Here is a 12828-nt window from a genome sequence, read left to right as displayed (position 1 = left end):
TGCGTGAAAGCTCAGTCCAGCGGGGCCACGTCGACGGAAAAATGCATGCTCTGCTGCGCCCCGCCGCGGAACGTCCCGTCGAGCGGCGCGACATCGCCATAGTCGCGGCCCATGCCGATGAAGATGTGGTCGGTATCCGCCAACATCGCGTTGGTCGGGTCGAATCCGACCCAGCCCAGGTCCTCCCCGCACCACAGGTTGACCCAGGCATGCATGGCATCGGCCCCGACCAGCCGCGCCTGCCCCGGCGGCGGAATCGTGCGCAGGTAGCCGCTCACATAGGCGGCGGGTATGCCGTGCGCCCGCGCGGCGATGATCATGATGTGGCTGAAGTCCTGGCAGACCCCGTGGCGATTGTTGAACGCCTCGATCGGCGGCGTGTCGGTTGCCGTGGCCTTGGCATCGTAGGCGAACTGCTGGTGGATGGTGTCCATCAGCATGCGCCCGGCTTCCATCACCGGCATCGTTTCGGTCAGGAACCCGCTCGCCCACAAGGCAATGTCACGCTCGGGCGCGGCGATCGGCGAGGCATATATGTACGAGGCCGGACCCAGCGGCGAAAGGTCGGGCAGTTTCATCGCGGTTTCGCGGATCTCCGCCAGATCGGGGCCCGGCGCCCCGGTCACGAAGAACGGAAGCGATTCCTTCTCGACCGTGAAACGGCTCTCGATCTGCAGGTGACGGATCGGCTGCCGCAGCGTGAAGCGCGATTCATTTATGTAATAGCCGCCGTCGCTGTCGACGATCTGGGCCGGCTGCGGATCGACGCTCAGGGTAAAATCGCCCACCGCCTGTCCCGGCCACGCCGCCGGACGCAGCCGCACGTTGAACTGCGCAAGACTGACCGGCGCTGCGTAATCCAGCGTCGTGATATGACTGACGGAATAGCGCATTACAAAAGTCGCGTTCGCTTCTCTGCCTCGTCGCGATCGAATTGCAGGAAATAGCGCACGGAGATGGCATCGGAAAGCTCAAGCAGGCGCGATTCGATGTCAGCCAGCCGATCCGAGGTCATGTCCTGCGCCGCCGCGGCCTGAAGTTCGCCGAAAAGCGCCCGCGCCGCGCGCAAGGGCGGCTCGGGCAGATTGTCGTCGCTGACGCTTGGCAAGGCTTCGAGATGAGCGACGATCTCGGCCACCTGGAAGACAAGCGCGCGCGGATTGTCGGGGTCGAGCAGGACGAGGTCGCGCACCGGATTGATCATCGGCTGCGAGAGATAGCGCGAGCCGTAGATGATCTGGCTGTCGCACAAGTCCAGCAAGGCGCCCAGCACCTCGCTGTCATCCTCGTCGCGCACCAGGCAGTTGACCGTGCGGCACAGCGCCTGCGCGCGCTCAAGCCGCTTGCCGATCTCGAGGAAACGCCAGGCGGCGCTGCGCACCATGTTTTCCGAAACGAGCCCGGCCAGCGCGCTGAAATGTTCGGTCAGCCAGCGCACCGTCGAAAGCATGCTCTGCGGCCTGCGCATGTCGACCATCGGCATCGGCCGGCTGACGATGCGCCAGAAGTCACGCGCAAAGCGCTCTCGCAGGGAGAGGCCCACTTCCTGGCGGCGATGCAGCAGGGCGGCGGCACTGCCCGGTTCGGCGGCATCGGACAGTGCGGCGGCGCAGATGGCCGCGGCGGGCTGGCCGGACGTCTTCGGCGCGATTGCCCCGCGCGCGACGAGCATCCCGATCAGGCCCTGCAGCACGTTGCCCTGCGCAGATAGGCTGCCGTCGATCTCCACCGAACTGTCGAGGATGGTGCGCACAATCCGCACCGTCATTTCCGCCCGCTCGTTGTAGCGTCCGAACCAGAACAGATTGTCCGCCGCCTGCGATGCCAGGATACCCCCACCGCGCGATATCGGCGGCTCCTCGTAGAGCATAGCGCGCGAATGCGCCTCCATCGGCCTGTCGTCGACGATCCAGACATCGGCGGAGAGGTCGCCCGCGCCCATCAGCGTCGTCGGCAACCCATTCGAGGAGGACAGGCGCGCAAAGCCGCCGGGCATAACCGTCCAGCTGCCGTCGGCAGTCCGGGCCACGAAGGCGCGTACCGTGAAGGGGCGCGGCACGATCTCGCCGTCGATGACTGCGGGCGTGGTGGACAGGTGAACGATTTCCTGGCCGCAATAGTCCATCGGCCGCCGCCACAGCGCCTCGAGCAGGGCCGTGCGTTGCCTGTCATTGAGCGATCGCCCTTCCACCGCGCGCCGCGAAGGCAGGCCCTCCACCCGCTGGCCGAAGGCCGGGAGCAGCGTCAGCTCGTCGAGCCGGGCGGCGACCGCCGAGCTTTCCGCCGCCTGCCCGCACCACCAGGTGGCGATATTGGGCAGCAGCGGCTCCTGGCCCAGCAGCACCCGGCACAGGCGCGGCATGAAGGCGGCGAAGGCTGGGGACTCGAGGACTTCCGTGCCCGGCCAGTTGACCATTTCCACGCCGCCCGCGTCCCAGGCGTCGTAGAGGTTGGCCACACCGATCTGCGACTTGGCATCGAAAGTCAGCGGATCGAGCGAATTGGTATTCATCCATCGCCAGACCGCATCGACGCGCTTTGGCCCGGCGATGGTGCCGACGTAGAGCCGCTGGTCCAGCACCGAGAGATCGCGCCCTTCGACCAGCGGAAAACCGAGGTAGCGGGCAAGGTGGGCCTGCTCCGCGTAAGTCTGGTTGAAGCGCCCCGGCGTCAGCAGGGCGACGCGCGGTTGATCGCGGTTGCAGGCCGCAGCCATCCCCTCACGCATGTGAACGAAGAATTCGGTCAGGCGGCGAACGCGCGTCTCGACCATCAGGTTGTCGGTCGTGCGCCCCATCGCCAGCCGGTTTTCGAGCGCATAGCCCACGCCGCTGGCAATGCGCACCCGGTCGTTGAGGATGCGCCACTGCCCCTTGGGCCCACGGGCAAGATCGGCGGAATAGACATGGATGAAGCGGCCCTGCCGGGGCTTCATCGCCATCATCTTGCGGGCGAAGAAGGGGCTGCCGGCAATCACGCCAGCGGGCAGATGGCCCTCCTTGACCAGCCGCTGCGGGCCATAGATGTCGGCGGCGAGCTGCTCCATCAGCGTGGCCCGCTGGACGAGGCCGCGCTCGACCTTGGCCCATTCGTCGGCAGCGATGATCAGCGGCATGACGTTGAGCGGCCAGGCCCGTTCATCCTCATCGCCGGTTACGCGGAACGTGACGCCAAGGTCTGCCGCATGACGGGCCGCTGCATCCTGCAGGGAGGAAGGATCGCCATCTGCCTTGCTGGCCAGGCTTTCTACCACGGCCTTCCAGCGCGCGGCCATGGGCTCGGTCGCATCGCGGAACAGATCGCCGCGGGATGCCTCGGCAGGATATTCGTCAAGCCATCCGGGCGGCCTCTCCCTGGCCTCGCTGGGTGGACTAGATGACACGCGGCGGTCGCCTCAGGTCCAGCGAATAGGGGAATTCCCCCGGAGACTCCTCGGGTGGCATCGGCTGGGGGCCCGGAGAATGGCCATGGTCCTGGAAGCGCGCCTTGCGGCGGGCTTCGGCCTCGTAGCCATTGACCGGAACGCTATCGTAATTGCGTCCCCCGGGATGCGCGACGTGATAGACGCAGCCGCCCAGCGAGCGGTTGTTCCACAAGTCGAGGATGTCGAAAGTCAGCGGCGCATGGGCGGCCATCATCGGGTGCAGGCACTCCGCAGGGGCCCAAGCCTTGTAGCGCACGCCGCCCACGCCTTCGCCCGAGGCGGTCATCGTCAGCGGTACGCGGCGCCCGTTGCACGAGATGACGTGGCGACCGGGAACGAGTCCGGTGGCCTTGACCTGCAGGCGCTCGGTCGAACTGTCGACATAGCGCACCGTCCCGCCGATCGCGCCGGTTTCCCCAAGCACGTTCCACGGCTCGAGAGCGTGGCTGATCTCCAGCGTCACGCCCCCGCCCTCGACTTCACCGTGAACCGGGAAGCGGAACATGCGCTGGGCCTCGAACCAGGCCGGATCGAAATCGTAGCCGGCCTGTGCAAGGTCATCGAGCACGTCGAGGAAGTCGGCCCAGACGAAATGGCCCAGCATGAAGCGGTCGTGCAGCTGGGTTCCCCAGCGCACCAGCGAGCCATCGAGCGGCTGCTTCCAGAACCACGCCGTCAGCGCCCGCAGGAGGAGCTGCTGCGCCAGCGACATGCGCGCGTCTGGCGGCATCTCGAAGCCGCGGAACTCGACAAGGCCAAGCCGTCCGGTCGGACCATCGGGCGAGAACATCTTGTCGATGCAGATCTCGGTGCGGTGCGTATTGCCGGTCACGTCGACCAGCAGGTTGCGAAACAGCCGATCGACCACCCAGGGCGCGGGCTGCTCCCGATCCGGGCCGGGCACCTGGGCCAGCGCGATCTCCAGCTCGTAGAGCGCATCGTGGCGCGCCTCGTCGATGCGCGGAGCCTGGCTCGTGGGGCCGATGAACAGGCCGGAAAACAGGTAGCTGAGCGACGGGTGGCGCTGCCAGTAGGTAACGAAGCTCTTGAGCAGGTCCGGACGGCGGATGAAGGGGCTGTCCAGCAGGCTCGGCCCGCCCAGCACGATATGGTTGCCCCCGCCGGTGCCGATGGAGCGGCCATCGACCATGAACTTGTCGGCGGTCAGGCCCACTTCCCGGGCGCAGTCGTAAAGCGTCTCGGTGATCTCCACCGTTTCGCGCCACGATGCCGAGGGATGAATGTTCACTTCGATGACGCCCGGGTCCGGCGTGACCTTGAGCACCTGCAGGCGCGGGTCGGGCGGCGGCGCATAGCCTTCGATGCGCACCGGCAGGCCTTTCTCCTCGGCCACCACCTCAATCGCGGCGACAAGTTCGAGATAGTCCTCCAGCCGCTCGGTCGGCGGGATGAAGACGGCCAGGTAGTCCCCTCGCGGCTCCACGGTCATGGCCGTGCGCACCGCGCCGTCGATGATCTCCTGCTCGACGATCGCCTGCGCCTGCGGCCCATCGGCGCTGGCGACGCGCTCGGCCCGCTGGCTTTCGCGCGAAGCGGGGCGGTCGCCGCCGGCAGCGCCCACTTCACGCATGTCCTGCCCCTTGGCGACCACTTGCGCGCGGAAATCGGCCAGCGGCTCACGCGGCTCGGCCGTGTCGCGCGGGTGGATATAGGGATAGTCCGAGGGCGGCACGAACGGCAGCGCCCCGAGCGGCAGGCGATAGCCGATCGCGGAATCGCCCGGCACGGCCGTCAGCAGGCCCTTGCGCACTTTCCAGCGTTCGCTTTTCCAGCGCGGGATCGACTGATCGGCCGCATTCCAGCGCTGCACCGGCAGGACATAACCGACCGGCTTGGTCAGACCGCGCCGATAGGTCCGCCTGAAGCGGCGCGCCAGCTCCTCGTCGTCGATCCTGGGCTCGAGCGGCGTGACGTTGACCGGCAGGTCCTGCTCCCGCTCGTTCCAGGCGGGAATGTCCTCGAAGACGGGCTGGACGAAATCGTCCTCCAGCCCCAGCCCCCGTGCCGTCTCGCGCAGCAGGGTTTCCGCGGCGGAAACATCCATCGTCGGCACCGGATCGGGATCGCCGCCCTTTTCCAACGGGCTTTCGGCCGCGATCAGCGACTGGTCCTTCCAGATCGGCACGCCGTCCTTGCGCCAGTAGATCGAGAATCCCCAACGCGGCAGGCTTTCGCCCGGGTACCACTTGCCCTGCCCGTGGTGCAGCAGCGATCCGGGCGCGAATTTCTCACGAAGGAGACGGATCAGCTTGTCGGCATAGGCCGCCTTGGTCGGGCCGACCGCACCGCCGTTCCATTCGTCCGCCTCGAAGTCGGTGGCGGCGATGAATGTCGGCTCGCCGCCCATCGTCAGGTTGACGCCGCCGGCTTCGAGGTCGGCATCGACCTTGTCGCCCAGTTCGAGCAGCGCGTCCCAGCGTTCGTCGGTGAAGGGCTTGGTGATACGCACTGCCTCGGCAATGCGGCTGACGTCCATCTCGAAATGGAAGTCGACTTCCGCCGGCTCCGCCATGCCCTCGATCGGGGTTGCCGAGCGATAGTGCGGGGTCGCGCACAGCGGGATGTGCCCTTCGCCCGCGAACATGCCCGAAGTGGCGTCGAGCGCGATCCACCCGGCCCCGGGCACATAGGCCTCGGCCCAGGCATGCAGGTCGGTCACATCCTCAAGAACGCCCTTGGGGCCTTCCTTGGGAATGACATCGGCGACAAGCTGGATCGAGTAGCCGGAGACGAAACGCGCCGCGAAGCCGAGGCGGCGCAGCAGCTGGACCAGCAGCCAGGCCGAATCGCGGCATGAGCCGGTGCCCAACTGCAAGGTTTCCTCCGGCGTCATGACACCCGATTCCATCCGGATGACGTAGTTGATCCGCTCCTGCAGCTTGCGGTTGATCGCGACCAGGAAGTCGACCGTGCGCCCCTGGTAGTTCGCATGGCTGGCGACCAGTTGCTCGAACAGCGGACCCTGCGGCTCGGTTTCGAAATAGGCGGAAAGATCCGCCTGCATCGCCTCGGAATAAGCGAAGGGATATTCCTCAGCGTCCGGTTCGACGAAGAAATCGAAGGGATTGATGACAGCTAGTTCGGCCAGCAGGTCCACCTCGATCGAGAAGTGATCGACCGGATCGGGAAAGACGACCCGCGCCAGCCAGTTGCCGTGCGGATCCTGCTGCCAGTTGAGGAAATGTTCGGGCGGACTGATCTTGAGCGAATAGTTCGGCACCTGCGTGCGACTGTGCGGCGCCGGCCTCAGCCGGATCACCTGAGGGCCGAGATGCACCCGCCGCGAGTAGCGGTAGCGCGTGAGATGGTGCAGTGCCGCTTTGATCATCGACGCAACATTGCGGCAAACCATGTTGCACTGCAACGATGTTCGGTGTTCAATGGCAGATAACGGGCAGGTTTTCGCGCCAAGTGACGCAATTGCCGCAGAACTGTCATCATGGCATGCTTCTGGACTGCCAGTCAGTACGGGATGAACAAGGAAAACATGCTTCAGGCAAGCGAATCGGTCGAAATCTCGGAAAGCTGCGACAATTCGAAGCTGGCGACTTTGCCTGCGCGTTACTTCAACCGCGAACTAAGCTGGCTGGCCTTCAACGAGCGCGTCCTCGCCGAAGCAACGAACCGCAACTATCCGCTGCTGGAACGGCTGCGCTTCCTCTCGATCTCGGGCAGCAACCTCGACGAATTCCTGATGGTGCGCGTCGCCGGCATCGCCGGCCAGGTCCGCCGCCAGATCGAGGAAATCTCCATCGACGGCGCCACGCCGTCACAGGCGCTCTCCGCGATCCACGAAAAAGTGCTGCAGCTGGAAACGGTCCAGCAGGAAGCGTGGAGCGAACTCAAGCGCCTGCTGGGCGATGCCGGTGTGCGCGTGATCGGCGACGAGCCGCTCGACAAGGCGGGTGAGGCCTGGCTGACCGACTACTTCCTCGAACATATCATGGCGGTGATCACGCCGCAGGCGATCGACCCCGCGCATCCCTTCCCCTTCGTCGCCAACCAGGGGATCGGCGTGCTGTTCTCGCTGACCCGCGAGGCCGACGATTCCCCGGTGATGGAGATGGTGCTGATCCCCTCCTCGCTGCCGCGCTTCGTGCGCATTCCCGGCGAGGAAGCGGCCTGGATCTCGATCGAGGACCTGATCTGCCGCAACACCGACCAGATCTTCCCGGGCTTTACCGTCAACGGCCACGGCGTGTTCCGCATCCTGCGCGACAGCGACATCGAGATCGAGGAAGATGCCGAGGATCTGGTGCGCTATTACCGTACCGCCATCCAGCGCCGGCGCCGCGGCATCGTCATCGTCCTGCAACTGCAGGGCAAGTTCGATCCGGCCGCAGAGGACCTCTTGCGCAACCAGCTCGGCCTTGACCGCGCGCTGATCATGAAGACCGAGGGAATCATCGGTTTCTCGGGCCTTTCCGCGATCTGCGACGAAGACCGGCCCGAACTGAAGTTCGAACCCTATTCGCCGCGCTATCCCGAACGCATTCTCGAACATGACGGCGACATCTTCGCCGCCATTCGCGAGAAGGACATCGTCATCCAGCACCCCTACGAAAGCTTCGAAGTGGTGATCGACTTCCTGCGCCAGGCCGCGCAGGACCCCGACGTCGTGGCGATCAAGCAGACGCTCTACCGTGCGGGCAAGCAGTCGGCGATCATCTCGGCGCTCATCGCCGCGGCCGAGGCCGGCAAGTCGGTCACCGCCGTCGTCGAGCTCAAGGCCCGCTTCGACGAGGAGCAGAACCTGCTCTGGGCCAGCCAGCTGGAACGCGCCGGGGTCCAGGTGATCTATGGCTTCGTCGACTGGAAGACCCACGCCAAGGTCTCGATGGTCGTGCGCCGCGAAGGCGAAGGGCATCGCACCTACTGCCATTTCGGCACCGGCAACTACCACCCGATCACCGCGCGCATCTATACCGACCTGTCCTATTTCACCGCCGATCCGGCTGCGGGGCGCGATGCGGTGCGCCTGTTCAACTTCATCACCGGCTATGTCGAGCCCAAGACCACCGAGGTGCTTGCGATATCGCCGATCTCGCTGCGTGCGAGGCTCTACGCATGCATCGATGCCGAAATTGCCAATGCCACCGCAGGCAAGCCGGCCGCGATCTGGGCGAAGATGAACTCGCTGACCGACCCCGAACTGATCGACCGGCTCTACGACGCCAGCCAGGCGGGCGTGGAGATCATGCTGGTGGTGCGCGGTATCTGCTGCCTGCGCCCCGGCATTCACGGTCTTTCCGAACACATCATGGTCAAGTCGGTGATCGGTCGCTTCCTTGAGCACGTGCGGATCTGGGCCTTCGCCAACGGCGCGGAAATGCCCAACCGCAAGGCCCACGTCTTCATCACTTCTGCCGACGGCATGAGCCGCAATCTCGACCGCCGCGTCGAGGTCATGGTGCCCATGCGCAACAAGACCGTTCACGACCAGGTGCTCGACCAGGTCATGCTGGCCAACCTGCTCGACACCGAGCAAAGCTGGATGCTTGAACCCGACGGGCACTACGAAAGGGTCGGCGAAAGCGACAACCCCTTCAATCTCCATCGCTATTTCATGACCAATCCGTCGCTGTCAGGACGCGGTGCATCGATTGCCAGTGGACGAAAGGTACCAAAGCTCTCGCTTCGACGCGGTAATATCTGACATACGGGCCCCTGAACCCGGGGCCATGCGATTCGTCCAGTCAGAATGAACAGCATCAGCCACACAAGCGAGAAGCGCGCGATCATCGACATCGGGTCGAATACCGTGCGTCTGGTGGTCTATAACGGCCCGGCGCGCGCACCCGTCGTGATTCTCAACGAAAAGGTCAATGCCCGCCTCGGCAAGGACATGGGCAAGACCGGGGCGATCTCCGAAAAGTCGATGCGCACGGCGCTGTCCGCGCTCGCCCGCTTCGCCGAGCTGCTCCGGCTGATGCAGGTGGACAACATCGAATGCGTTGCCACGGCGGCCGCGCGCGATGCTTCCAATGGCCCTGAATTCCTGGCCGAAGTGCGCAGCTACGGGCTCTCGCCGCGCCTGCTTTCGGGCGACGAGGAAGCGCGCACGAGTGCGACCGGCGTGATCGCGGCCTTCCCCGGCGCGAAGGGCATCGCAGCCGACCTCGGGGGCGGCAGCCTGGAGCTTGTGGAGATCGACGGCGAGGTCCTGCCTGGCGGCATCACCCTGCCCTTCGGCACCCTGCGCCTGCCCGACCTGCGCGCAGCGGGACCGGACAGCTTTGCCGAAACCGTGCGCGCCGCCCTTGCCGAGCGCGGATGGAAACGGGGCAAGGATCAGCCGCTCTACATCGTCGGCGGGTCGTGGCGCGCGCTCGCCCTGCAGGCGATGCGCGAGATCGACTGGCCGCTCGACGATCCCCACGATTTCGAGATCTCGGCCCAGGAAGCGCTCAAGCTGTGCCGCAAGTTCGAAAAGGGCAAGCTCGAGAAAGCCGACCCGCGCATTACCAATTCGCGCATGGCAACCCTCCCCGATGCGGCGGCCCTGCTGGCCCAGCTCATCGACGAGACCGCGCCCTCGCGCCTGATCTTCTCATCGTGGGGCCTGCGCGAGGGCCTGCTGTTCCAGCACCTGCCGGACGAGATGAAGGCCCAGGACCCGATGCTGGCGAGCGTGAGCGGCTTTGCCCGCAGCGCTTTCGCCTCGCCCAAGGCCGCCACGGCCGTCACCGCGTGGACCGCGCAGGTTTGCGAGGACGCCCCCGGCGAAGGCAATCTGCGCAAGGCTTCCACCCTGCTCGCGCTGGCGGCCATGCGTACCGAGCCCAACATGCGTACGGAGGAAGCCATGACCTGGGCGCTGCGCAAGCGCTGGATCGGCCTCGACAAGCGCGGGCGCGCCATGATGGCCATGACCGTCTTTGCCAATTCTGGCCTGACCGAAATTCCCGAGCAGTTCTGCAAGCTCGCCGACCGCAGCGACCTCGACCGCGGCATCACCTGGGGCCTTGCCGTGCGCCTGTGCCGCCGCCTCACCGGCTGCACGCCGCTGGCGTTGGAACACAGCTCGCTCACCCTCGAAGGGGGCCGCCTCGTGCTCTCGCTCGATGAAACGGTACAGGCACTCTACAGCGCGGGAATCGGCAAAGACCTGCGCGCGCTGGCCGAATGGCTCAAGCTGGAATGGAGCGTCATGGTTTGCGGTCGCAACGAGACGCAGGCACTCGCCGCGAGCTGACATACCGGCAGGTCAGAGACGGATCACGACCGGCACCGGCCGCGAATTTCAATGCACCAGCGTCTGGCTCTCGGCGATCATGCTGATGCCGCGCTTGCCTTCGCGCCGGTCGAGCTGGACAACGATGTCGATCACCGAAGCTGCATATTCCAGCGTCTCGGCGCGGGTCAGGCCGATGCCGGTCTGCATCGACATCAGCGCGATCTGCTCCAGCGCACCGCGCGGCGAATTGGCGTGGACGGTCGAAAACGAACCGGGGTGGCCGGTGTTGATAGCGCGCAGGAAGCTCACCGTCTCGTTGCCGCGCAGTTCGCCCAGGACGATGCGGTCCGGGCGCAGGCGCAGCGCGGCCTGCAGCAGGTCGTTGGCCGAGACCTTGGCCTCGCCCAGTTCGCCCTTCACCGCGATCAGGCCCACGCCGTTCGCGCCGGGCAGGCGCAGTTCCGCGGTATCCTCGACGAGGACGACGCGCTCATGCGCGGGAATTTCGGACAGCATGGCGTTGAGGAAGGTCGTCTTGCCGGTCGAGGTTCCGCCCGAAATCAGGATCGTCCGGCGGCGACGGATCGCTTCGCGCAGGAACGCGATCGGCTGGGCCAGCGGATCGGGCATCGCTTCTTCGACAGGGGCCGGGATCGGCCCGCGATCGTAGGCATCGAGCGGCAGTTCCAGCAGGCGATGGCGACGGATCGCCAGTGCCCAGTTGGCACGCGTGGCCGGCGGCCCGACGAGCTGGATGCGCGCGCCGCTCTGCCCGCCATAAGCCGGGAGCGTCGCGGAAAGCAGCGGGTGTTCGCGGTTGATGCCCTGATGGCTGATGCGCGCCACCTGCTCTGCAAGGCGCTGCAGCAGCCGGCTGTCCATTTCCGGCAGGGCAATGCGCTGCATGCCCGGATGGGCAGCGTCTTCCACCCAGACTTCGCCCGGTCGGTTGACGAGAATCTCGGTCACCGTCTCGCGGTCGAGCCAGTGGCGCAGCGGCGCAAGATAAGCGTCGAGATAGACGCTGCGCGGCAATTGCGGATCGAGTTCGGCCTCGAACTCAGACACGGGCGCCGCGCGGTCCGGCTGCAGGGGAAGGACGTCTGCCATAATGGATCACTGGACCTCGCTGAAGTCGAGGTCCTTGGCGGTGAAGACGCGGATCGGCTCGCCCTGGCGCACGCGGATCGTCGGGCCGATGGTCGCGCCCGACTGCACGGCGCTGGCCGCTGCGGACTGGCCGCCGGAGATCACCACGCCGGTTCCGCCCGAAGCAATCGTCGTCAGTCCGCCGACCACCGAGAGCAGCATCGCCGAACCGAAGCGTTCGAAAAAGTGGCTGTTCACCTTGCCCGGCAGGCCGGTTTCGCCGCCGAAGGAAATCGCAGGCGATCCCAGGTTCACCGAAACGCCATCGGGACGGATCAGGCGGCTCCAGATCACGTAGGCGCGCTTCTGACCTGCGGACAAGCCGCTCTTGTACTGGCCGATCAGGCGCGAGGAACGGGGCACGAGGACGTGCTTGCCATCGAAGCTGCGCACGTCGGTCGAGACGATGGCGCGCACGTAGCCGGGCACGTCGGTATCGATCGCGGTTTCCAGCACTGCCGGGATCAGCGTGCCCTGCGTGACCGTGGTCGAGGGATCGAACGAGCGCGCGGCTGCCGCGGTCGTGCCGGTCCCGCCGACGCGGGCGGCGAAATCGTCGTTGGCATTGCCGGTGCCCTTGCCATCGGCCGGGCCGGCAACCGGTGCCGCGGCGCCCGAGCCGCTGGAATCGAAGACGACGGTCGGGCTGGCGTAGGGATTGGATGCAGTGGCGGCGCCGAGGTTGGCCGCGGGCGGCGCGGCGAGAACCGGTTGCGGCGCCGGGGCAGGCTGCGGCGCGGGCATCGCCGGGGCCGGCCTTTGCGCGGCCTGAGCCGGGGCCGCAGCCGGAACCTCATTGGGATTGACGGCCGGCGCAGGCGCCTGCTGCGGTGCACCGTTGCGCGCCGCGTCCATGGTCCACAGCGTCACGCCGCCCAGCGCCGCGACGATCAGGACACCGGCGGCAAGTCCGAAGCCGTCGCCCTTCTTGCGCTGGCTGACCTGCGGCAGGACATTGCGGGTCGCCAGGTCGATGACCTGTGCGCCCTCGCCTTCGCGCGGGTCGTCCTGGGCTGCATTGTCGAAGCGTTCGCGCAGGGAAGAATTGGGCGCCATG

7 protein-coding genes are annotated in these 12828 nt (G+C 66.3%); 2 read left to right on the top strand and 5 right to left on the bottom strand.

All coding sequences use genetic code 11. The features are described from left to right. Positions 1–11 precede the first annotated feature (11 nt). From J3474_RS06885 to J3474_RS06875, 3 genes are read right to left on the bottom strand one after another with little or no spacing between them, the layout of a single operon-like run. The gene (locus J3474_RS06885) at positions 12–893 is read right to left on the bottom strand and encodes a transglutaminase family protein (RefSeq protein WP_013832085.1); all 882 of its coding nucleotides are present in this window, start codon (positions 891–893) and stop codon (positions 12–14) included. Continuing rightward, a complete protein-coding gene (locus J3474_RS06880) occupies positions 893–3382 on the bottom strand; it encodes a circularly permuted type 2 ATP-grasp protein (protein WP_207093511.1) in 2490 nt (829 codons plus the stop codon). The genes J3474_RS06885 and J3474_RS06880 overlap by 1 nt, the downstream gene beginning before the upstream one ends. Further along, positions 3372–6773: a DUF2126 domain-containing protein gene (locus J3474_RS06875; RefSeq protein ID WP_207093510.1), complete on the bottom strand. Its 3402-nt coding sequence runs from the start codon at positions 6771–6773 to the stop codon at positions 3372–3374. The genes J3474_RS06880 and J3474_RS06875 overlap by 11 nt, the downstream gene beginning before the upstream one ends. A gap of 144 nt (positions 6774–6917) precedes the next feature. Between J3474_RS06875 and J3474_RS06870 the strand changes: the two genes are divergently transcribed. Both J3474_RS06870 and J3474_RS06865 read left to right on the top strand, forming a co-directional pair. Continuing rightward, on the top strand, positions 6918–9101 hold the full coding sequence (locus J3474_RS06870) for an RNA degradosome polyphosphate kinase (protein ID WP_207093608.1): 2184 nt from the start codon (positions 6918–6920) through the stop codon (positions 9099–9101). A gap of 45 nt (positions 9102–9146) precedes the next feature. Further along, positions 9147–10640, top strand: coding sequence for a Ppx/GppA family phosphatase (locus J3474_RS06865; RefSeq protein ID WP_207093509.1), 1494 nt, complete (start codon positions 9147–9149; stop codon positions 10638–10640). A 48-nt stretch (positions 10641–10688) separates the two neighbouring features. On the opposite strand, the gene virB11 is transcribed toward J3474_RS06865, so the two are convergent. Next, a complete protein-coding gene (virB11, locus tag J3474_RS06860; RefSeq protein WP_007012089.1) occupies positions 10689–11732 on the bottom strand; it encodes a P-type DNA transfer ATPase VirB11 in 1044 nt (347 codons plus the stop codon). 6 nt (positions 11733–11738) lie between these two features. Continuing rightward, entirely contained in the window at positions 11739–12827 is a 1089-nt protein-coding gene (locus J3474_RS06855) for a TrbI/VirB10 family protein (protein WP_207093508.1), read from the bottom strand. Position 12828 lies beyond the last annotated feature (1 nt).

Origin of the sequence: Novosphingobium sp. PY1 (genome assembly GCF_017312445.1) — a bacterium.
Classification (GTDB): domain Bacteria; phylum Pseudomonadota; class Alphaproteobacteria; order Sphingomonadales; family Sphingomonadaceae; genus Novosphingobium.
This window is presented reverse-complemented; position numbering and strand designations above follow the sequence as displayed.